The 22621-nt window shown below is 71.3% G+C and carries 19 protein-coding genes; 6 read left to right on the top strand and 13 right to left on the bottom strand.

Annotated features, from left to right (window positions below; translation table 11 throughout):
• Positions 1-74 precede the first annotated feature (74 nt).
• Positions 75-1460, top strand: coding sequence for an endo-1,4-beta-xylanase (locus tag AB0K14_RS28555; RefSeq protein ID WP_360464546.1), 1386 nt, complete (start codon positions 75-77; stop codon positions 1458-1460).
• 176 nt (positions 1461-1636) lie between these two features.
• On the top strand, positions 1637-3067 hold the full coding sequence (locus tag AB0K14_RS28550; protein WP_360464549.1) for an Nramp family divalent metal transporter: 1431 nt from the start codon (positions 1637-1639) through the stop codon (positions 3065-3067).
• 48 nt (positions 3068-3115) lie between these two features.
• Here the strand turns inward: AB0K14_RS28550 and larE are convergent, their stop codons facing one another.
• The 12 genes from larE to AB0K14_RS28490 form a co-directional block, all read right to left on the bottom strand.
• Complete coding sequence (gene larE / locus AB0K14_RS28545) at positions 3116-3934, bottom strand: ATP-dependent sacrificial sulfur transferase LarE (RefSeq protein ID WP_360464552.1); 819 nt, start codon at positions 3932-3934, stop codon at positions 3116-3118.
• On the bottom strand, positions 3934-5082 hold the full coding sequence (larC, locus tag AB0K14_RS28540) for a nickel pincer cofactor biosynthesis protein LarC (RefSeq protein ID WP_360464555.1): 1149 nt from the start codon (positions 5080-5082) through the stop codon (positions 3934-3936). Before larC ends, larE begins: the two co-directional genes overlap by 1 nt.
• Positions 5079-5762, bottom strand: a complete 684-nt coding sequence (larB, locus tag AB0K14_RS28535; protein WP_360464558.1) for a nickel pincer cofactor biosynthesis protein LarB — start codon at positions 5760-5762, stop codon at positions 5079-5081. Before larB ends, larC begins: the two co-directional genes overlap by 4 nt.
• Complete coding sequence (gene larA, locus AB0K14_RS28530; RefSeq protein ID WP_360464561.1) at positions 5740-7044, bottom strand: nickel-dependent lactate racemase; 1305 nt, start codon at positions 7042-7044, stop codon at positions 5740-5742. Before larA ends, larB begins: the two co-directional genes overlap by 23 nt.
• Positions 7044-7895 (bottom strand): amidohydrolase family protein, encoded by an 852-nt coding sequence (locus tag AB0K14_RS28525; protein WP_360464579.1) that lies wholly within the window; start codon positions 7893-7895, stop codon positions 7044-7046. The genes larA and AB0K14_RS28525 overlap by 1 nt, the downstream gene beginning before the upstream one ends.
• Positions 7896-7900: 5 nt before the next feature.
• Positions 7901-8752: a fumarylacetoacetate hydrolase family protein gene (locus AB0K14_RS28520; protein WP_360464564.1), complete on the bottom strand. Its 852-nt coding sequence runs from the start codon at positions 8750-8752 to the stop codon at positions 7901-7903.
• A gap of 37 nt (positions 8753-8789) precedes the next feature.
• Positions 8790-9776 (bottom strand): aldo/keto reductase, encoded by a 987-nt coding sequence (locus tag AB0K14_RS28515; protein WP_360464567.1) that lies wholly within the window; start codon positions 9774-9776, stop codon positions 8790-8792.
• Positions 9777-9808: 32 nt separating this feature from the next.
• Positions 9809-10561, bottom strand: a complete 753-nt coding sequence (locus AB0K14_RS28510) for an SDR family oxidoreductase (protein WP_360464570.1) — start codon at positions 10559-10561, stop codon at positions 9809-9811.
• A 126-nt stretch (positions 10562-10687) separates the two neighbouring features.
• Positions 10688-11869 carry a mandelate racemase/muconate lactonizing enzyme family protein gene (locus AB0K14_RS28505; protein ID WP_360464573.1) on the bottom strand — a complete coding sequence of 394 codons (1182 nt, stop codon included), beginning with the start codon at positions 11867-11869 and terminating at the stop codon, positions 10688-10690.
• A gap of 1 nt (position 11870) precedes the next feature.
• Positions 11871-12698 (bottom strand): carbohydrate ABC transporter permease, encoded by an 828-nt coding sequence (locus tag AB0K14_RS28500; RefSeq protein WP_360464576.1) that lies wholly within the window; start codon positions 12696-12698, stop codon positions 11871-11873.
• Complete coding sequence (locus tag AB0K14_RS28495; protein ID WP_364339224.1) at positions 12698-13513, bottom strand: sugar ABC transporter permease; 816 nt, start codon at positions 13511-13513, stop codon at positions 12698-12700. The genes AB0K14_RS28500 and AB0K14_RS28495 overlap by 1 nt, the downstream gene beginning before the upstream one ends.
• A gap of 176 nt (positions 13514-13689) precedes the next feature.
• Positions 13690-14961 (bottom strand): extracellular solute-binding protein, encoded by a 1272-nt coding sequence (locus AB0K14_RS28490; protein WP_360465419.1) that lies wholly within the window; start codon positions 14959-14961, stop codon positions 13690-13692.
• Between the two features lie 151 nt (positions 14962-15112).
• Here AB0K14_RS28490 and AB0K14_RS28485 point away from each other — a divergent pair, with 151 nt between their 5' ends.
• Positions 15113-15886 (top strand): FadR/GntR family transcriptional regulator, encoded by a 774-nt coding sequence (locus tag AB0K14_RS28485; protein WP_360465422.1) that lies wholly within the window; start codon positions 15113-15115, stop codon positions 15884-15886.
• Between the two features lie 179 nt (positions 15887-16065).
• Here AB0K14_RS28485 and AB0K14_RS28480 read toward each other — a convergent pair whose 3' ends face one another.
• Entirely contained in the window at positions 16066-16611 is a 546-nt protein-coding gene (locus AB0K14_RS28480; protein WP_360465425.1) for a GrpB family protein, read from the bottom strand.
• Positions 16612-17149: 538 nt separating this feature from the next.
• Between AB0K14_RS28480 and AB0K14_RS28475 the strand changes: the two genes are divergently transcribed.
• The 3 genes from AB0K14_RS28475 to AB0K14_RS28465 are packed head-to-tail and all read left to right on the top strand — an operon-like array spanning position 17150 to position 22570.
• Positions 17150-18175 carry a hypothetical protein gene (locus tag AB0K14_RS28475; RefSeq protein ID WP_360465428.1) on the top strand — a complete coding sequence of 342 codons (1026 nt, stop codon included), beginning with the start codon at positions 17150-17152 and terminating at the stop codon, positions 18173-18175.
• Complete coding sequence (locus tag AB0K14_RS28470) at positions 18165-19844, top strand: polyprenyl synthetase family protein (protein WP_360465431.1); 1680 nt, start codon at positions 18165-18167, stop codon at positions 19842-19844. The genes AB0K14_RS28475 and AB0K14_RS28470 overlap by 11 nt, the downstream gene beginning before the upstream one ends.
• The gene (locus AB0K14_RS28465) at positions 19841-22570 is read left to right on the top strand and encodes a hypothetical protein (protein WP_360465434.1); all 2730 of its coding nucleotides are present in this window, start codon (positions 19841-19843) and stop codon (positions 22568-22570) included. Before AB0K14_RS28470 ends, AB0K14_RS28465 begins: the two co-directional genes overlap by 4 nt.
• Positions 22571-22621: the final 51 nt, after the last annotated feature.

Genomic DNA, 22621 nt, shown 5'->3' with positions numbered 1-22621 from the left:
GCCGGACCGGCCGAACGGTTCTGCCCATCTCACCCGTCACGGACGACGGGTGCCTTTCTGCGAAGGTGTCGAAGATGAAGCTGACAGCGAGGTCAGTGTCACGGGTGGTGCTCGCGGCGACGTTGATCGCCTCGACCACGGGCGGCGTCGCGTTGCTCGCGACCACGTCCGCGAGCGCCGCGAGCACCCTGGGCGCTTCCGCGGCCCAGAGCGGCCGCTACTACGGCACGGCCGTCGCGGCAGGCAGGCTCGGCGACTCCACCTACGTGGGGATCCTGAACCGCGAGTTCGACATGGTGACGGCCGAGAACGAGATGAAGATGGACGCCACCGAGCCCAACCAGAACCAGTTCAGCTTCTCCAACGGCGACCGCATCGTGAACCACGCGCTCGCCCAGGGCAAGCGCGTGCGCGGCCACACCCTGGCCTGGCACTCGCAGCAACCGCGGTGGATGCAGGGCATGGAAGGCTCGGCACTGCGCTCCGCGCTGGTCAACCACATCAACCGGGTCGCCTCCTACTACCGGGGCAAGATCTACGCCTGGGACGTGGTGAACGAGGCCTTCGCCGACGGCGGCTCCGGCGGGCGGCGTGACTCGAACCTGCAGCGCACCGGCAACGACTGGATCGAGGTCGCCTTCCGCACCGCCCGCGCGGCCGACCCCGGCGCCAAGCTGTGCTACAACGACTACAACACCGACAGCTGGGCCGCCGCCAAGACCCAGGGCGTCTACCGGATGGTGCAGGACTTCAAGGCCCGCGGCGTCCCGATCGACTGCGTCGGCCTCCAGTCGCACTTCGGCACCGGCATCCCCAGCGACTACCAGACCACCATCCAGCGCTTCGCGGCGCTCGGCGTCGACGTGCAGATCACCGAGCTGGACATCGCCGGTTCCGGCACCCAGCAGGCCGACAACTACCGCCGCGTGACGCAGGCGTGCACCGCGGTCGCGCGCTGCACCGGCATCACCGTGTGGGGCATCCGCGACACCGACTCCTGGCGCTACCCCAACGACTCGCCGCTGCTGTTCGACGGCTCCGGCAACAAGAAGCCCGCCTACAACGCCGTCCTCGACGCCCTCAACGCCGCGTCGCCGACCACCACGACCACCACGACGACGACCACAACCACCACGACTACCACCACCACGACGCAGAACCCCGGTCCCGGCAGCTGCACCGCGACGGCGTCGCTGAACAGCTGGAACGGCGGCTTCGTCGCCAACGTCAAGGTCACCGCGGGCACGTCGGCGCTCAACGGCTGGTCGGTCTCGGTGTCCCTGCCGTCCGGGACCACCGTCACCAACCAGTGGAGCGCCAACCGCAGCGGCACCACCGGCACCGTCGCGTTCACCAACGTCGACTACAACGGCTCCGTCGGGGCCGGCCAGTCCGTCGAGTTCGGCTTCCAGGCCACCGGCAGCGCCACCGGCCTCTCCCCGACCTGCTCGGCGCGTTGATCCGCGGCCGCCGGTCGGCGCCTCGGCGTCGACCGGCGGCCGGCTCGGCGACGTGACCACTCGTTGGTGCGATCACGCGTCGGGCCGCGAGGCCCGGCCCCTTCCCTCGCCCGATCGTGCGGGTTCCCCGTATGATCTCCACGGAGATCTCCTAGTTCCGGCGAAGGGATCACCAGATGACCAGGCAGCACGACGACGTGACCAGCCGGTTCCCCTCCGGCCGCCACCTGCCACCGCCCGAGGTGCGGCCGTTGCCGGAGGCCCCGACCTCCACCTGGCGGATCATCGGACCGGGCATCATCGCCGCCGGCGTCGGGCTGGCGTCGGGCGAGTTCATCCTCTTCCCCTACATCGCCTCCCAGGTCGGCCTCGTGTTCGTCTGGGCGGCGCTGATCGGGCTGGCCACCCAGTTCTTCCTCAACATGGAGATCGAGCGGTACACGCTCGCCACCGGTGAGACCGCCCTCACCGGCTTCAGCCGCTTCTGGCGGCACTGGGGCCTGGTGTTCGCGGTGCTGACCATGCTCGCGAACCTGTGGCCCGGCTGGGCGACCAGTTCGGCGACCATGGTCACCTACCTGTGGGGCGGCGACGTCCGCTGGATCTCCGTCGGGATGCTGCTCGCCATCGGGCTGATCCTCACGCTGGCGCCGGTGGTGTACGTGGCGCTGGAACGGGCGGAGATGCTGAAGGTCGCGGCGGTGCTCGTGCTGCTGGCGGTCGGCGCGGTGGTCGCGATCTCCGCGGACGCGTGGGCCGACGTGCCCGAGATCGTGACGGGGGCGAGCGTCCCGGTCGGCACGCTCGGCCTCGCGCTGCTGACCGGCGCGCTCGCCTTCGCGGGCGCCGGTGGCGGCCAGAACCTGGTGCAGAGCAACTGGATCCGGGACAAGGGCTTCGGCATGGGCAAGTACGTGCCGCGCATCAAGAGCCCGGTGACCGGCAAGCCCGAGGCCGCGCCGAGCACCGGGTTCATCTTCGAGCCGACCGACGAGAACCTGACCCGGTGGCGCGCGTGGTGGCGGTTCGCGAACCGCGAGCAGCTCTACACCTTCGTGCTGATCACCTTCCTGTCGATCGTGTTCACCTCGCTGCTCGCCTACTCGACCGTCCACGGCCGGCCCGGTCTGCCGAACAACATCGGGTTCCTGCGCATCGAGGGCGAGGTGCTGAAGGAGACCGTCGGCGCCTGGTTCGGCACGCTGTTCTGGGTGACCGGTGCGTTCGCGCTGTTCGCCGCGGCGCTGGGCATCGTGGACTACTCGAGCCGCCTCGTCGCGGACGTGATCAAGACCTCGTACGCCAAGAAGCTCAAGGAGAGCACGCTCTACTTCGCCATCGTGTGGGCGTTGGTGCTGGTGGGCTGCGTGATCGTGCTGGCGGGTCTCGGGCAGCCGCTGCTCCTGCTGGTGATCTCCGCGTGCGTGGGCGCCTTGATGATGTTCATCTACTCCGGGTTGTTGATCGTCCTCAACCGCAAGGTGCTGCCGGAGCCGATCCGCATCCGCGCCGGCCGCATGGCCGTGCTCGGCTGGGCGATCGCGTTGTTCGGCGCGCTGAGCGTCATGACGATCATCGAGCAGACCCGCAAGTTGTTCGGCAGTTGACGTGCGGCCCGGGCGGCACGGTCCTCGGCCGGGACCGTGCCGCCCGGCTCACGGGGTTGGTTCGTGGTTGAGGGCGCCCGACCGGAAGACGGTGATCTCGGCGTGGTCGAAGCCCGCCGCCCGGACGATCCCGGTCAGCGCCGGTGCGATGTCGGGTCGGCGGGCCAGGTGTGGGTCGAGTTCGATCCTGCCGGTGTCCCCCAGGTCACGGACCCGCAGGTCCCGGACGGGCGTGCCCGCGTCGGCGAGCCACGTCCGGACGGCGACCTCGGCACGCTCGACCCGGGCGAGACGGGCCGGGGTGATCGCGATCCCGTAGCGCACCCGGCTGGCCAGGCACGGCATCGCCGGCTTGTCCCACGTCGACAGACCCCACAGGCGACTCACCGCCCGGACCTCGGCCTTGGCCAGGCCCAGATCGCGCAACGGGGTGCGCACACCGATCTCGTCGCCCGCGCGGATACCCGGCCGGAACGGGTCCACCGCGTCGTCGGCGTTCACCCCCGTCGCCACCGCGCGCAGACCGTGCTCCCGCGCGACCGCGGTGATCGCGTCCAGCACCGTCGACTTGCAGAAGTAGCACCGGTCCCGACCGTTGGCCGCATACGCCGGATCGTCCAGCTCAGCGGTCGCGGGCGCCACGTGCCGCACCCCGAGGCCCTCGGCGAACGCGACCGCGTGGGCCAGTTCGGCGGCGGCGAGGCTGGCGGAGTCCGCGGTGACGGCCAGTACCGCGTCGGGGCCGGTGGCGCGCGCCGCGGCGGCCAACACCAGCGCGGAGTCCACCCCACCCGAGAACGCCACGGCCACCGGACCGACCGCCCTCAAGTGGTCCACAAGCCGCTCCGCGACCGCGTCGACGTCCATCACGACTCCCTGGGGTGTTCGGCGGCCTTGGCCAGCACGGTGCGCAACGGCAGACCCGTACGACGGGCGACGGCCACGGCGTCGTCGAACTCCGGCTTGCCGTGGTGCGGCCCGTGCTTGCGCCGTACCGGCATCCCGTCGACCTCGACGGTGTCGATGGTGCGGGGTTGGGCGGTGCGCCGCACGACCGTGCGGCGCACACCCAGAGTGCCCGTCTCCGCCAGCATCCGCCGCTCGACCCCCACCGCGGCCTCCGGCGTGGTCAGCGCGTGCACCACATGCCCCGGCCTGCCCTTCTTCATCACCACCGGCGTGATCCAACTGTCCAACGCACCCGAATCGAGCAGGACGGCGACGAGGTAGCCGAGCACCTCACCGGTCACGTCGTCCACGTTCGTCTCCAACACCACCAGGTCCCGCACGTCCGCGGGCTCCCGGTCGCCGAGCCGGACGACGGCGACATTGGGTCGGTCGGGCAGTGTCCTGGTGCCGACGCCGTAGCCGGTGGCCGACTGGCGCATCTCCGGCGGCGGACCGTAATCGGCACCCACCGCCCGCAACAACGCGGCGGCGGTCGGGGTCACCGTCTCACCCGGCAGGCTGGTGCCCACCACCCGTGCACCCGCCAACAGCGCCGCGGTCGCCGGAGCCGGACACGGCAGCACCCCGTGCGCCGTCCGAACCACCCCCGCACCGATCGGCAACGCCTCACAGTGCACCGCGTCGACCTTCAGGGCACGCAACGCGGCGGCGACACCGACGATGTCCACCAACGTGTCGTGACCGCCGAGCTCGTGCAGGTGCACCCGGTCCGGGTCCTCGCCGTGCAGACGACCCTCGACCTCGGCGATCGCCCGGAGCGCGGCCACCGCCGTCTCCGCCACCACGCGGTCGCGGACCCGTCCGGCCATGGCGATCAACTCCCCCGCCCGACGGCTCGTCGCGTCGTCCGACACCGACACCACCGCCCGACACCCCGTCAACCCGTGCGTCAGCACAGGGGTGACGGACAGGTCCCAACCGGTCAGACCCGTCTCCGCCACCGCCGCCCGGATCCCGTCCAGCGGCGCGCCCGCGTCCACCAGGGCGGCCAGCAGCATGTCCCCCGCCAACCCGGTGAACGGCGACACCACGCACACCCCGCTCACGTCGCCGTCCGCCCCGCCACGCGGGCCAGCCGGAACGCCGCCATCGCCGCACCGAACCCGGAGTCGATGTTCACCACCGTGATCCCCGCCGCGCAGGAGGCGTGCATCGCCAACAACGCCGTCACACCCTCCAACGCGGCGCCGTACCCCGTCGACGTGGGCACCGCCACCACCGGACACGCCACCAGACCACCGACCACACTCGCCAACGCACCCTCCATCCCCGCCACCACGACCACCATGTCCGCCGCCCGCAACCGCTCCCGCTCCCCCAACAACCGGTCCAACCCCGCCACACCCACATCCGTCACCACGGACACACCCAACCCCACCGCACCCGCCACCCCCGCGACCTCCCGCACCACCGGCAAGTCCGCCGTCCCCGCCGCCACCACGACCACACCGAACCCCACCGACATTGCCGGACGCCACACCAGCAACCGAGCCTCATCGTCGTACGAACCACCCGGCACCGCCGCCAACACCGTTGACGCCACACCCGGCCCCACCCGCGTCACCAACACCGGACCCACGTTGTGCACCAACAACGCACCCACGATCCCGATCACCTGGTCGGACGTCTTCCCGCCGCCGTACACCACCTCCGGCAACCCCTGACGCACCTCACGACCCACGTCCACCCTCGCGAACCCGAGATCAACCGCGTCCGGTTCGGTCATGTCCACCCTCCCTGTCGACGTACGGGATCGTCTGGGGGCCTTCGGGCAGCACGCACAGCCGGGCGTCCGGCCCGGCCGCCGCAAGCGCCTCGGCGACGGTCGCGGAGACGTCCGCGGTCTGCTCCAGGTGCGCGGTCGCCAACTCGGCGTCGCTGAGGTAGGAGGTGTGCATGACGACCCGGCAGTCGGCCTGGATGCGCGCCTGGATCTGGACCTGCCACTGGTCCGGCACGGTGGTCGACCGCGCGGAGATCTCCGCGAACAACGCCGCCGGCGAACCCGCCGAAGCGAGCACCTCGCGGTAGGACCCGTGGTCGGGGAAGCCGTCCCGGCACTCGGCCGCGCACACGATCACGCCACCCGGCTTGACCACCTGGTAGGCGGCCGACATCCCCTTCACCGCCTGGTAGAGGTTCTGGTCGAGCGGGTAGCCGGAGTTGGTGGTCACCACCACGTCGAACAGCTGCGGCACCGGCCGCATGGCGACCTCGCGGGCCGTGCGCACCGCCTCGGCGTGCATGGCGAGCAGGTCACCGCCGAACGCGGCGACGACCTCCTTGTCCTGGTTCAGGACCACGTCGAACCCGAACGTCACGCCGGTGGCGGCCGCGATGGCGCGCACGTCGTCGTGCACGGGGTTGCCCTCGATGATCCCCCACGCCGCCCGCGGGTGGCCGATCCGGTGCGCGTCGTGCAGCACCAGCACCGTCTCCAACGCGGCCAGGCCGGGTGCGACCAGCTTCGGACCACCCGAGAACCCGGCGAAGAAGTGCGGCTCGACGAAACCGGTCGTGATGCGCACGTCCGCGGCGACCCACTCGCTGTTGAGCCACACCGGCACGCCCGCGCCGATCTCGCCCATCCACGTCAGGGCGCTGCGGTCGCGGGCGTCGTGGTTGACGATCCGCACCGAGTCGACCACCTCGTCGCCGAACATCCGGCGCAGCTCGGCCTCGGAGTTGCCCCGGTGCGTCCCGGTCGCGACCAGCACCACGACGTCGTCGAGGTCGACCAGGCCGTCCAGCTCCTCCAAGATCGCCGGGATCATCAGTTCCCGCGGCTGCGGACGCGTCCCGTCGCACGCGGAGATCGCCACGGTCTGGCCGCGCCGCACCCGGTCCCGCAACGGCGGACCCGCCGCCGGCGTCCGCAACGCCCGGCGCAGGATCTCCCGCGGCGCCTCGGTGGCCCGGTGGTGCCGGGGCGTCACCACGGTGGTCACCGCCGGGTCGACCCGCAGGTCCAGACCCGTCTCGCCGTAGGCCAGTCGCACGGTGCGCATCAGCTGTCCCCCAACCGGTAGACGCGGGTGGCCGTGCCGCCGAAGACCTGGTCGTGCTCGGCGGTGGTGAGGTCGGCCGTCAACTGCTCGGCGGCGTCGACGACCTGGTCGTAGGTGGCGGCGAGCAGGCTGACCGGCCAGTCGGAACCGACCATCAGCCGGTCCGGTCCGAACACCTCCAGCGCGAGGTCGACGTAGGGCCGCAGGTCGGCCACGGTCCACCGCCGCCGGTCCGCCTCGGTCACGAGGCCGGACACCTTCGCGGCCACGTTCGGCGAGGCGGCCAGCTCGGACAGCCGCGTCGCCCACGGCTCGAAGGTCCCGCCGGCGATGTCCGGCTTGGACAGGTGGTCCAGCACGAACACCAGGTCGGGCATCTCCCGCGCCACCCGCACCGCCGCAGGCAACTGGTGAGGCAGGGTGAGCAGGTCGTAGACCAGTCCCGCGTCCCGCACGGCTCGCAGTCCGGCGAGCACGTCGGGACGCGTGAGCCAGTCCGGGTCCGGTTCGGCCTGCACCAGGTGCCGGACACCCACCAGTCGGTCGCCGCCCGGTCCCGAGCGCAACGCGTCCAGCTGCCCGGTGACGTCGGGCGCGGTGAGGTCCACCCACCCGACGACGCCCGCGACCAGGTCGGACTCCCCCGCCAGCGCGAGGAACTCGACCGTCTCGTCTACGTCGGGGAGCACCTGGACCAGGACCGTGGCGTCCACCCCCGCCGCGCCGGTCACCGCGCGCAGCTCGGCCGGCCCGAAGTCACGCCGGATCGGCTCCAGCTCCGGCCCGTCGAGCCAGTCCTGCGACCGGGCGGAGAGGTCCCAGAGGTGGTGGTGCGCGTCGATCCGGCGCATCGCGGTCACGCCTGCCCGATCAGGTGCCGCTGCACGCCCAAGCGGTCGATGCCGACCTCGACGGCGTCGCCTTCGCGCAGGTAGCCGAAGTCGTTGGCGCCGAGCGCCACACCCGCGGGCGTGCCGGTGTTCACCACGTCACCGGGTTCCAAAACCATGAACTGGCTGAGGTACCAGATGACGTGGTGCACGCCGAACAGCATGTTCGCGGTGTTGCCGTCCTGCCGGAGCTCTCCGTTGACGCTGAGCCGCAACCCGAGGGCCTGCGGGTCGCCCACCTCGTCGGCGGTGACCAGCCACGGCCCCAACGGGTTGAACGTCTCGCAGGACTTGCCCTTGGTCCACTGGCCGCCCCGCTCGAGCTGGAAGTCGCGCTCGCTGACGTCGTCGGAGATCGCGTAGCCCGCGATGACCGCCGCCGCGTCCCGCGGGCTGTCCAGGTAGCGCGCGGTGGCGCCGAGCACGACGGCCAGCTCCACCTCGTAATCGGTCTTCACGCTCGTCCTGGGCACCAGCACGGTGTCGTTCGGCCCGACGACCGTGTTGGTGGCCTTCATGAACACCACGGGTTCACGGGGCGGTTCGGCCGCCGTCTCGGCCGCGTGGTCGGAGTAGTTGAGCCCGATGCACACCAGGGCACCCGGGCGGGCGACCGGCGCGCCGATCCGCATCCCCGTGGTGTCCACGGTCGGCAGGCCGCCACCGGCCAGGGCGTCGCGAACCCGCGACACACCGCCGCCGGCCAGGAAGTCACCGTCGATCCCGCTGGTCACCGACCGCAGGTCACGCGCGTCACCTGCCTCGTCCAGCACCACGGGAACCTCCGATCCGGGATCGCCCACTCGCAGCAGTCGCATGCCGTTCCTCTCTCGTCCGGGTCGTGTTTGTCCTGGGTCACGGGGTCGGCACGTCAGCCGCGAGCAGCCCTTCGCCGCGCAGGTCCGCCCACAGCCCAGGGGGAGGTGGCGCGGTGAGCGCGGCGACGTTCGCGCGGATCTCGGCCTCGGTGCGGGCACCGACGACCGCGCCGGTCACCGCCGGGTGCCCGAGGGGGAACCACAGCGCCGCGGTCGGCAGGGTCGTGCCGTGCCGCGCGCAGACCGCGGCGATCCGCCGGGCGCGGTCGATCAGGTCCACCGGCGCGGCGCGGTAGTCGTGGGTGGCGTCGTCCGGCACCTCCTGCAGGGCCAGCAGGCCGGAGTTGAACACCCCGGCGGCGACGACCTCCACCCCGCGCTCCGCGCACAGCGGGAGGAACTCGGCCAACGCGGACTGCTCCAGCAGGGTGTAGCGGCCGGCGAGCATGACCACGTCCACATCGGACTCGCGCACGAACCGGGCGGGCATCCGCCACTGGTTCATCCCGACACCGATCGCGCCGATCACGCCCTGCTCCCGCAGTTCGACCAGCGCGGGCACCGCTTCGCCCACCGCCTGGTCCCAGTGGTCGTCGGGGTCGTGCAGGTAGACCACGTCCACCCGGTCGAGCCCGAGGCGTTCGAGCGAGGACTCCAGAGCGCGCAGCACGCCGGCCGCGCTGAAGTCCCACACGCGGCGCAGGGTTGCCGGCACCGCGAAGCCGTCGTCGTCCAGCCGCCCCGCTCCCGTCGGATCGGGCACCAGCAGCCGTCCCACCTTGGTGGACAGGAGGAACTCCTCGCGCGGACGGCCCGCCAGCGCGGCGCCGAGCCGTCGTTCCGCCAGACCCAGCCCGTAGTGCGGGGCGGTGTCGAAGCTCCGGATACCGGCTTCCCACGCCGCGTCGACCACGGCGCGGGCCCGGCTGTCGCTCACCTCGGTGTAGAGGTTGCCCAGCGGGGAGGTCCCGAGGCCCAGCCTCGACGAGGGCGACCTGTCGCCGGCGACCTGGTCGGTGGTCATCGTTCCTCGATTCACTGTGCCAGTCGGGTTCGTCAGGCCTGCGGGCGAAGCCGGAGCCCGTCCATGCCGCCGTCGACGGCGAGCACCGTCCCGGTGGTCGAACCCGACACGGGACTGGCGAGGAACGCGATCGCCGCGGCGATCTCGTCGGCCTGGACCAGCCGGCCGTGCGGCTGCCTGGCCTCCAGCGCCGCGCGCTCGGCCACCGGGTCCGGCGCCGAGTCGAGCAGCCTGCGCACCCACGGGGTGTCGGCGGTGCCGGGAGCGACGGCGTTCACCCGGATGCCCTCACGCACGTGGTCGGCGGCGAGCGCACGGGTGAAGGCGTGCACCGCGCCCTTGCTCGCCGTGTAGACCGCCCGCTGCGGCAGACCCGCGGTACCCGCGATCGAGCCGGTGTTCACGATGGCGGCGGCGCGGGAGCCGCGCAGGTGGGGCACGCAGGCGCGGGCCACCCGGGCCATCCCGAACACGTTGACGTCGAACACCCTGAGCCACTCCTCGTCGGTGGCGGCGGTCACGTCGCCCTGTGCTCCGATGCCCGCGTTGTTCACCACCACGTCGAGGCCGCCGAAGCGCTCGACCACCGCCTCCACGGCGTCGCGGACGCTCTGGTCGTCCGTGACGTCCGTCCGCACGAAGAACACGCCGCTCGGGAGGTCGCTCGCGGCCAGGTCGAGCACGGCCACCCGCGCACCGCGGTCGAACAGCAGCTCAGCCGTGCTCCGACCGATCCCCGAACCGCCACCGGTGACCAGGGCCACCAGTCCGTCGAAGTCACGCATGGTCGATCGCTCCATCCACGTCGCTTGACGATGTAGTCGAGGTCCGGCGTAGTCGAGGTCCGGCGCGGTGCGGCCGGGTCGGCGCTGTCCACGTCCGTTTCTCCAGGGGTGTCCGGCGGCACCGGTTCAGGCGTTGAGGGCGGCGCTCGACGGTTCCCCGCGCGCGTCGACCGGGAGCAGGCGACGTCCGGCGCGTTCCGGTCGGATGTGGGCGCCGCCGGACGTCGGGTCGGGGAGTCGGTGCCCGGAGGCGGCGATCGCCTCCTCGTCGAGGCGGATGCCCAGGCCGGGGCGGTCGCCGAGGACGTACGCGCCGTCCTCGACGTGGTGGTCGAGGGAGACCCCCAGCGGTGGCCGGAGGTCCTGCAGTTCGCTGGCCAGGTGGTTGGGCACCGACGTCGCGGCGTGCAGCAGGCCGACCGGTGTGGTGCCGATGGGGCTGACGGGCAGGTCGTGGGCGTGGGCGAAGGCGGAGACCCGCAGGAAGTGGGTGATGCCCCAGACCGCGGCCGTCTGGACGACGTCGACCGCGCCGGCCGCGATGAGCGGGCGGAACTGTTCGAGGCCGGTGAGGTTCTCCCCGGTGGCGACCGAGGCGCGGATGCCGCGACTGACGGCCACGTGCCCTTCCGCGTCCCACCTCCGGACGGGCTCCTCGACCCAGGTCAGGTCCAGGGTCCGTTCGAGTTCGCCGACGTGGCGGACGGCCTGCTTGCGCGTCCAGGTCTCGTTGACGTCGAGCATCAGGCCCGGTCGTGTGCCGCGGCCCGCGTCGGTGAGCACGTCGCGGACCAGGGCGAGGCGGTGCCGGTCGCGCTCGACGTCGAGACCGCCCTTGATCTTCGCCGCGCGCAGCCCGCGGTCGGCGTAGGCCTGGTACACCGCGACGAGTTCGTCGTCGTCCAGGGCGATGTCCAGACCCGAGGCGTAGGCGGGGACGCGGCGGTCGCGGCCGCCGAGCAGCCGCCACAGCGGTTCGCCGGCGGCCTGTGCCTTGATGTCCCACAACGCGGTGTCCAAGGCGCCGATCGTGCCGAACACCGTGCCCGCGTGGCCCGCTTTGAACGCACGGCGCAGCATCCGGTCGTACAGGGCGGTGACGCCGCGCGGGTCCTCGCCCTCGACGGCGGCGAAGATCGCCTCGATCTCCACGTGCGGTCCGAGTCCGACGCCGGTGATGCCCACGTCGGTCTCGACGAGGACGATCGGCACCCGGACGAGGCCCCCGGCGTAGACGCCGTTGGCGTCGCCGATCGGTCGGCCCCAGTCCTGGACCGCGGTGAGGGTCCGGTAACCGGTGATGCGCATGTCAGCCCTTCGTGGACCCGGCGGTGACACCGTCGGCGATCTGGCGTTGCAGGAACAGGTAGACGACCAGGACGGGTACCGCGGCTATGAGCACGCCGGAGGCGAACGTGGGTATGTCGTCGGAGTACTGCCCGCGCAACGAGGTGACCCCGACCATGAGCGTGCGGTGCTCGGCCGACGGCATCATCAGCAGGGAGATGAGCACGTCGTTCCAGCAGAACAGGGCGTTGAGCACCCCCACCGACAACAGCGCGGGTGCGCCCATCGGGAGCATGATCCGCCAGTACACGCCGTACACGGTGTTCCCGTCGATGCGCGCCGCGTCCACGATCTCCGGCGGCACGGTCGAGTAGTAGCTGGTCATCAGGAAGATCGTGAACGGCAGGAACTGCGCCACGTAGGCGAGGACGAGACCGGGGTAGGTGTCGATGAGGCCGGCGTCGGCCATCACCCGCGCCAGCGGGACCATGATGACCTGGAAGGGGATGAACAGCGCCGCGAGGACACCCAGGAACAGCGTTGACGACCCTCGGAAGCGCAGCCGGGCAAGCGCGAAGCCGGCCATCGACCCGAACAGCAGCAGCAACGCCACCGAGCACGTCACCACGATCACCGAGTTCACGAAGTACCGGGACATCCCGACGCTCGTCCACGCCTTGACGATGTTCTCCCAGTGCAGCGAGCCGGACAGGGAGAACCGGTCGAGGACGTACTCGCGGCGGGTCTTCATCGCGACGTTGGCGGTGAACACCAAGGGGTAGACGGTGGCCAGCGCGAGCGCGGCCATGGGGACCGCGACGACCCACTTCGTCAATCGGGTGCCGGACATCAGTCCTCCTTGCCCGCGCGGCGCAGGACGGCGATCTGGGCCAGCCCCACCACGAGCATGATCAAGAACAACGCGGTCGACGCCGCGGACGCGAGCGCCGGCTGGTTGAACTGCCCCTGCTGCACCCAGATGTAGTACTCAGGCAGGTAGGTCGACGCCTCCGGTCCACCGTTGGTCATCACGAACAGCAGGCCGAACATCGACGTCAACATGCCGATCATCGTGGTGACGAACACGAACTGGATCGTGCGGGACAGGCTCGGGATGATCACGTGCCAGATCGTCTGCGGCAGCGACGCGCCGTCCACCTTGGCCGCATCGAGCAGCGAGGGGTCCAGGGTGGAGAACCCGGCCAGGAAGACGACCAGCGCCATCCCGAACGTGGCCCAGACGTGCACACCGACCACCGCGAAGATCGCCACGTCCGGATCGCCCAACCAGTCCACCGGACCGAGCCCCACCGCGCCGAGCACCGTGTTGACCGGGCCGTCGTAGGCCAGCAGCAGGTTGAAGATCGCACCGACGATCACCGGCGACAACACCGCCGGGAAGAAATAGACACCCCGGTACACCCGATGCCCCGGCACCCGCAAATACACGAACGTCGCCAACAGACCCGGAATCGCCACCGCCACTGGAAGCAACAACACCAACAAACCCACATTACGCAACGCCATCCGGAACAACGGATCACCGAACAACGTCACGTAGTTCGCCAACCCCACCCACATGCCGTTACGGACACCGTCACCGGTGAACGAGAAGTTCACCCCCAACACCAACGGCCACAACCGCAACACCACAATGATCAACACCGCCGGCGCCAACAGCACGAACGGCGCCAGACGCTCAGCCCTCGACCCACGACGGTTGCGCCGCGGCGACCGCCCGGCCGGACGCGGTCGGCGTGCCGGTGGGGCGCCGACGGGCCCCTCGGTCGACCCGGCCGGAACCGGGCCGACCGAGGACAGGGAGTGTGCGGCCACGCCGATCAGCCCGTCTTGTCGGAGGCGGCCAGTTGCTGCACGACCTCGTCCACGGTGATCGAGCCGCTGAGCAGCTGCTGCGAGAGGCGACCCATCAGGTCGATCGTCTTGCTGGACAGGGCGACGTGCAAGGCAGGCTTCCCGGACTCGACCTCCGAGACGATCGTCTTGACGGACGGGCCGCCCTCGGAGACGTCGATGGTCGTGTCGGACGCGATCGCGCCCCCGTCGACGTAGAAGGCCTTCAGGGCGTCGGTCGACGTCAACGACCGCACCAGGTCGGCGGCGACCTTCGGGTCCTTGGTCCACTTCGCCACCCCGTAGCCGATGCCGCCGTCGTAGGGCAGGCTCGGCGTCGCCGCGGGGTTGACCACCGGCGCGTCCATCACGCCGACCTTGTCCGCGTCGAGGAACTCGGCGAAGTCCTTCCAGTGCCCGATGTCGGACATCAGGCCGATGACGTTCGCCGCCTTGCCGGACTGGAAGGCCGCGAACGCGTCGTTGAACATCGCGGTGGAGTTGGCGCCGTCGGTGTTCAGGCCGGCGTCGTTGGTCTGCTTCCACAGCTCGAAGACGCGCTTCACGTCCGGCGACGACCAGTCACGCTTCCCGGCGATCCAGGCGTCGTACTCCTGCGGCGTCAGGACCGCGGATCCCATGGCCGACAGGAAGAACTGGATCCCGATGCCCTCCTTGTTGCCCAGCGCGAAGCACTTCGCGCCCGTCTTCTCGGTGATGACGCCGCAGTTCTTGACGAAGTCGTCCCACGTCTTGGCCGGGGCGTCCGGGTTCAGCCCGGCCTTCTCGTAGAGCGCCTTGTTGTAGTAGAGCGGGTGCCCCTGGAGCGTGACCGGCGCGGCGTAGGTCTTCCCGTCCTTGGTGAACGCGTCCCAGCCGGCCAGCCGCTTCTCGTCCTCGGCGAGGTAGGTGTCCAGCGGGGCGAGCGCGTCGACCCGGTCACGGATCTGACCGCCACCGTTGAACAGGATGACGTCCGGTCCCTTGCCGGCCTGGATCGCCGTCCCGAGCAGCGTGTAGTACTGGTCGAACGGCTGGGCCACGAACTCGACCTGGACGCCCGGGTGCTTCTTGGCGAAATCGGCCTTCGCCTTCTCGACGTAGCCGGCCGCCTTCGCGTCACCGGACTTCCAGTCCCAGACCACGAGCTTGTCGCCGGAGCCGCCGGCGGGGGAACCCGGTCCCGCGGCGCTCCCGCAACCAGCGGTCAGGGCCAACCCCACGACCAAGGCGGTCGACCATAGTGTGCGCTGCTTCATCGCTGCTCACTTCTCCCAGATGGTGGCCGGGCGGCGAAGGCCCGACGGGATGCGGTGAACCTAACTCGTATGACGTATGACGTCAACGCCTCCATTCCAGTACACTCGTCCCCACGCTCAGCGCACGTGGGCGAGCGCAACCGGAGGAACGATGACGGCACCAGGCCAGCAACCGACCGCGGGCGCACCCGCCGCCCCGGCGTGGCCACGTCGGCCGGCGAACCTCGCGAGGGCGATCACCGCCGAACTCGTCGGACGCATCGTGCGCGGCGTCCACCCCTCCGGGACGTCGCTGCCGTCCGAGCCCGCGCTCGGCGAGACCTTCTCGGTGAGCCGGACCGTCGTCCGCGAGGCGGTGAAGATCCTCCAGGAGAAGGGCCTGGTCCAGGTGCGCCAGGGCGCCGGCACGGTGATCAACCCGCCGTCGACGTGGAACATGCTCGACGAACTCGTCCTCGGGGCCGTCATCGCCGAGGACGAGACCCTGGGCGTCCTGGACGACCTGGTGGTCACCCGACGGCTGCTCGAATCGGACATGGCGCTGGTCGCGGCCCGCACCGCCGACCAGGACACCGTCGACCGGCTGCGCGACCTCGTGGACCTCATGGACCGGCTCGTGGACGACCCGGTCGCCTACCGCGCCCAGGACCACGCCTTCCACGACGCGATCATGCAGGCGTCGGGCAACCGCATCGCCCGTGGCGTCGTGCGCGCGCTGGAGAGCCAGGTCGTCAACACCGCCCGCTACACGGGCAGGAGCGAACGCGCCCTGTGCGTGGCGTCAAACCAGGGACACCGCCGGATCCACCAGCGGATCGCGGCACGCGACCCGGCGGGCGCCGCCGAAGCCATGTCCAGCCACATCACCGAAGCCTGGCTCGTGCGCCGGAGCGCGCTCGGAGACCCCAGCCGCCTGGAGCGCTAGCCCTGCCGCCGCAGGCTTGCGGTCCGGTGTGGACGGTCCACTCGCGTGAACCCGCTCGGGGAGGAAAGGACACGGGAAGGCCTGTCAGGGCCCAGGGCGAGCGAACCACAAGAGAGTACTACCACCGGCGTCAGTGGTCACTCACCGTTGACACACCGACCGCGTGGAGGCGGGCGTGATCACCGCTTCTCCCACACGGGCTCCGGTGGCAGGCCGAGTCGTGCGCGGGCGCGGTCGGTGAGTTCCTGCACCAGCGCCGTCTTCGCCCGCGCGTACCCGCCCGGTGCCGTGCCGGCGGCGGCGATCGCCCGCTTGAGCCGCGCGTAGCGGGCCGCGTCCTCGGGGTGGGCGCGCAGGTGGTCCCGGAAGATCCGCTGGTTGCGCGCGGGCCAGCTCTCCAGGCTCACCACGTGCAGGATGTGGCTTCGAGCAGCCCTGTCCGCGCGGACGAACAGCAGCCGGTCGGTCATCCCGTTGTCGTGCGGCCGGAAGCCGAGGCGCGCGAGCGCCGACCGGTGCGGACGGACGTGCGCGAGGTCGTGGACGGCGGCCATCAGGTCTATGACGGGCTTGGCCGCCAGTCCGGGAACCGCAGTGGAGCCGATGTGCTCGACCTCCACGAACAGCCCGGGCGCCGCTGCCCGGAGGGCGTCGATCGCGACAGCGGCCTGCCGCGGCCAGTCGGGGTCGTAGTCGACCACGTAAATGCTGCTGGGTTCCGGCACGGCCGTCATCCTGCGCCGCCGCACACCGCGACGTCCACCGGACTTCCGCCGCGCTCGGGGAAGGTCGGCGCCGCCCCGCCGGGCACGGCGCGCGAACCGCCCGCGCGAGTGAGGCGCACACGGTCGTGCGGTGAGCGTGGTGACCGCCGACACGGACCGCGACGACCGTGGAGGCACGCGACATCCGGCATCGGGAAGTCGCGTCCACCCCAACGCACGAAGCGCTCCCCCGCGCCACGCCGCCGATGCACCGGCTCGACGTGGGCGTCCTGCCCGTCCGCGACGACGACCGGCTCGCCGCGATCATCACCGACCGCGACACCGTCATCCGGTGCACTGCTCCCGTTCCGGGGCATGACACTCGATAGGTGGTACTCCCTCGCGCCCACTCAGCCCGGTGCGATATCCCTTGGTCACCCGGGTGCAGCGGACGTCACCGATGCCGGATCCGCAGCGGGTCGGGTTGTCGCTCCGCCCGGTGTGCACGAACGATGTCGAGATGAACCGGCTGCCGCGGCGGCCTCATGAGGAGCGTTGGATGCTGGGCGTGCCAGGCCCTTTTCCCGAGTCGGAGTTGTGCCACCCGCTCGATCGCCAGTGGTTGCACTACGCGTTCCTGTCGTCGACCGGTCCGCACGCGGTGATCGCGAACCTGTCGGTGCTCGGCCCGGAGCCGCCCGCGGACGGGTCGACCGCCCGGTCGGCACCACAGGCCATGGCCATCCTTTTGGTGTACGACCCCGACGGGGGTTGGTCGTCGACCCAGTTCAACGCGAACGCGCCCGACCCGGCGTGGTCGGCGTTCCGGCTGCCGCACCCGCACGCGTCGCCCGGCCCGTTCGAGGTCGCGGCCGTGGCGGGCCGGCCCGCGGTCGACCTGCGACTGTCCCGCACCAGCAGGCCGTGCACGTCCCAGTGCGCCCCGTTCGGGCACGACCAGTTCCTGCGGTGGCAGTCCGAACCCGGCGTGCGCGGCACGGGCACGCTGCGATCACCGCGCGGTGACGCCGACTGCGAGCTGGTCGGCTACCACGAGCGCGTCCGCGGCCGGTGGAGTTGGCCGGTGCTGGGCGGCTGGGTCTTCGGCTTCGCCAACGCACCGTCCGAGGGCGAGGTGGGTCCGCCGCCGTGGTCGGTGGTGTTCACCCTCATCCAGCCGCAGTACCCGCACGACGCCGCCAACGGCTCGGTGATGCTGTGGCGCAACGGTCGGATGGTGCGGCACTTCCCCCGACGCGGGCTGGAAGTGGCCGTGCACGGCGAGCTCGACCGCGACCGGGTGGTTCTGGTACCGCCGCTGGCAGCGACCCTGGCCACCGCGCCCGCCCCGGTGGTGCCCCGCCGGTTGCTGATCACCGCACGACTGGGCCAGGACCGGCTCGTGCTCGACTTCCGGTCCACCACCGCCGCCCGGATCGCCAACCCGTCCGAGACCAGCCTGAAGCCGTTCAGCGTGCACGAACTGCTCGGCGACTGCGCGATCGAGGGCGTGGTCTCGGGGCGCGGGTTCGGCTTCGAGGCGCGCGGCATCGTCGAGTTCGCCGGAGACGCCCGTGACGACTGAAACGCCCGTGACCGCGGCAACCGGGCCGTACACCGGTGCCCGGCTGCTGACCGAGACCGTGACCGCGCTCTCGGAACGCGCGCCCGCCATCGTGGCCGCCGCCGCGGAGGAGCTGCGGGAAATCCGCCTGGGACTGCACTTCCACGACGGCAGCCGGGCGACCATGACCGCCCGCCACAGCCGCCTGCTGGTCGAACCCGACCTGGTCGGCGAGCCGGACGTCGAGGTGGCGTTCGACGACCGCGCGATGAACCTGGTGTTCGACGCCCAGCGCCCCCCGGTGGAGCAGGTGCTGCCGCAGAGCCTGGACGTGCGCGGGGCCCGTGACCGGGTGTTGGCGGTGTGGCGCGCGTTCGTGCTGCTGTCCCAACGCGCCTCGGGTCTGCGGTTCGTGCAGCAGCTGTGGCGCGACTACCGGGACCAGGCGCCCCGGCTGTGGGGCGTGACCGCCGGCGGCCCGGCACCGCGGGTCTCACCGCACGGCGACGAGCCGACCGGCTGGCGCGCCGTCGACTTCCTCGCCGACCGCCGACCGCTCGAACCCGGCGACCAGGCGACCATCGGCGGCACCGCGAACGCCGTGCCCAGGCTGCTCTGGGACGGCCGCCGCAGCACGGGCTGGTGGGAGGTGCGGCCGGTGAGCGACGCCGACCTCGTGGAGACGATGAGGGCCTGCCGCAAGCGGGCCAACCAGGAGATCGACCGGCTGCTGCCCGACCGGGAGCCGAAAGCGGACCTGTACGACCTGATGCGGTCCTACCCGACCCGCCAGGGCAAGGGCCTGCGCCCGACGTTGGTGTTCGCCACCTGCGCGGCCTTCGGCGCGAAACCCGAGAACGCGGTGCGCGCCGCCGCCGCGCTCGAACTGTTCCACAACGGCTTCCTCGTGCACGACGACATCGCCGACGAGTCGACCCACCGCCGCGGCCTGCCCACGATGAACACCGAGTTCGGCAACGGGCTGGCGGTCAACACCGGTGACGGGCTCAACCTGCTCGCGGTGGACGCGGTGCTGGCCAACCTCGAAACGCTCGGGTTGGCCCGGACGCTGGGACTCATCCAGGAGGTCATGCACATGTGCCGGGAGTCCATCGAGGGCCAGGCCATGGAACTGGGGTGGATCCACCGCCGCGTGGTGCCGTCCCGGGACGAGGACTACTTCACCATGAGCACCAAGAAGACCGGCTGGTACACGTGCATCACCCCGTGCCGGATGGGCGCGGTGTGCGCGGGCGTCACCGACCCGGCGGTGCTCGGCCGCTTCGACGAGGCGTTCCGCCTGATCGGCATCGCCTTCCAGATCCAGGACGACATCCTCAACCTCGTCGGCGACGAGGCGCTCTACGGCAAGGAGGCCCTGGGCGACCTGCTGGAGGGCAAGCGCACCGTCATGCTGATCCACCTGTTCCGCCACGCGAGTGGACGCGAGCGGGAACGGCTCGGCGAACTCCTGCACCAGCCGCGGGCCGACAAGACCCAGGACAACGCCGACGAGGTGCTCGCCGCCATGCGGCGGCACGGTTCCATCGAGTACGCCACCGACCTCGCCGACCGGCTGGCCGCCGAGGGCATCGCCCGGTTCGAGCAAGACCTCGCCATCATCCCGGAGAACGAAGGAAAAGCAGTGCTGCGACAGATCGCCCACTACGTCACCACCCGACCGCTGTGACGGGCCCCGACTCCGCCCTGCGCGACGGCGACCGGGTCGCGATGCGTTACCTGGGCAGGATCGGCACCCGGCTGCGCGGGGTGTTGTGCACCCTGGCCCGCCGCGGCGTCGCGGTCCGGCGGGACGACCCGCGGCGCGCCCGGCAGATCCTCGACGCCCTGGCACCGTGGCCGTTCTACAAGGGCGGCCAGTTCCTGTTCGACCTGCTCGAATGGGAGGACTTCATGATCGACGGCGAGCCGCCGCCGGTCGTGTCCCGCGCCGAGCTCGTGGCACTGCTGGACCTGCCGATGCGCTGGGTGGACACCGCGGTCGCCGCGGTCGACGCCCACGTGCCCGGACCGCTCCGGCAGATCGGCGCGAACCCGCAGCTCCGGTGGTTGGCCGCCACCGCGCAGTCCACCCTGCACGGGGTGGTGCGCGGCCTGACCGAGGTGCTCGCGCCACCGCCGGGCACGCCCGGTTCCGACGGCGGTGCGGCCGACGAAGCGCTACCGCCCTTGGAGGGCGGCTTCTACCTCTACGAAGACGTCGTGCTCGGCCTGTTCGACCTCGTCGGCGGCCACCTGCCCCGCACGGCCGAACCCGAAGACCCGCCCCAGTCCCCGTCCCCGTCCCCGGAGGAGCCCGACCAGGAACACGACCAGGAACACGACACCGAAGGAAGTGCGATGACCACCAGCCGACAACCCGCGCCGACCACGAGCGCGCCCTCGACCGAGGTCTTCCCGATCGAGGAGACGTTCCGGGTCAGCCGGGTCGACGACCTCGACCACAACTGGACGTTGCGCGGTGACGCCACCCTGGTGGGCGACGACGGCCTGCAACTGACACCGGCCGCGAACAACAAGGCGGGAACGGCGTTGCTGAACGTCCCGTTCCCCTCCGCGGCCGGGGTCGCCATCGAGTTCGACTTCTACTGCGCCGGCGGCGACGGCGACGGCTTCGCCGTCTACCTCATCGACGGCGCCCACGACACCGACGTCGGCGGCTACGGCGGCGGGCTCGGGTACGGGCTCGGCCCCTCCGGCGCGGGCGTCACCAAGGGTTGGGTCGGCCTGGGCTTCGACAAGTACGGCAACTTCTCCACCGCTTGGGGCGGGCCCACCACCGAGAACGTGGCCAAGCCGAACCGGATCGTGCTGCGCGGCTCCGGTGACCGCGCCGCCGGGTTCAACTACATCTCCGGTGCCGCCGCCCCCGGTGGCTTGAACGCGGTCTGGGCAGACCGGGCGCACGTCCAGGTGGTGATCGTGGACGCCGTGATGACGGTGCACGTGACCCGCGGCGACACGACCACGACCGTGTTCGACGGTCTCGACCTCAAGCTGGCCCAGGGCCAGGCGCCGATGCCGGAGACGTTCAAGCTCGGCCTGTCCGCGAGCACCGGCGCGGCGATCTCCCGGCACTGCCTGCGCAACCTCGTCATCGCCCTGCCCGCCGCCATGCCGCTGACCGTCGACGGACCTGCCGAGGTCCCGGCCGGCGAACAGGTCGCCTTCACGATCGACGTGCGCAACGACGGGCCGAACGACGTCCCCGACGCCATGGTGACCGGCACCCTCGACCCGGCGCTGCCGGACGCGGGCATCGCGGTCTCGCAGACCGGTGGCGGCGGGTCGGCCACGGTTCCGGGCAGCGTCGGTGTCGGCGTCTTCCAGCAGCCCCTCGACCTGCCGGTCGGCAGCACCGCCACGATCACCGTCACCGGCACCGTCGCCCGCGAGGCCACCGGCAAGGTCACGTGCGCGGCCGGGGTCGAGTCGCCCACGCGCAGCAACACCGCCCCGGACAAGTCCGACTCGCACGACACGCTCCTGACCGCGCACATCCCGAAGGACGACCTGCGGGTGTGCCAGCACGCGGCGGTCTCGGTCGCGCCGGGCGCCGAGGGGCACATCGCCTTCAGCGTCGAGAACCCGGACAACAACCCGATCGACCTCGCGAACGCCGAACTGGTCTTCGACGCGCCGACCGGGTTCGAGTGGACCGGCACGATCACGTTCACCTACTACAACGCCGGCGGCCAGACCAAGGGCAGCGGGAAGACCAAGCTGAAGCCCACCCTGGAGAACGGCAACCGACGCCTGCGGCTGACCGGGCTGCAGAAGTTGCAGGCCACCCAGGGCTACGTGCTCACCTACGCCCTGGGCATGAGGGCGAAGGCGGACGCCCAGCCCGGCCGGTACACCGACGGCAAGGCCGTGCTCGGCGACTCGCGGCCGCTGCGCCTGACCGCCACCGTGCAGGGCACCGCGCAACCGCAGACGTTCACCAACAACGACACGGCACTGCCGGTCATCCAACCCGCCCTGCTGGAGGTCAAGCAGGGTGAGTCCGGGTTCATGGCCGTCACCGTCGGTTTCGAGCAGGCAGCCGGCCAGGACGTGAGCAGTCTCGACCAGGTGTTCCGCGCCCCGTCCGGGTCACGCTGGAACGGTTTCGTCTCGTACTCCTACTACAGCGGCGGCCAGACCACCCAGGGCAGCCACGGCGACATCCAGCACCAGGTCACCGGGAACGGCACGGTCCTGAAGATCACCGGGATGCCACCGCTCAAGGTGTCCAAGGGCCTGTACCTGACCTACGTCCTCGGCCTCACCGCGGACGAGGACGCCGTGACCGGCCCGCACGACGACGGCGAGGCCAAGGTCGGCACCGCCCGCCCGCTCGACCTGCACATCAAGGTGTTGGACAAGAACGAGCCTTCACGCTGCAACCGGTGACACCGGCGCGCCCCTGTGCGGACCCGGTCCGGGTCCGCACAGGGGCGCGTC

The sequence above is a fragment of the Actinosynnema sp. NPDC050801 genome, assembly GCF_040673975.1.
GTDB lineage: Bacteria > Actinomycetota > Actinomycetes > Mycobacteriales > Pseudonocardiaceae > Actinosynnema.
This window is presented reverse-complemented; position numbering and strand designations above follow the sequence as displayed.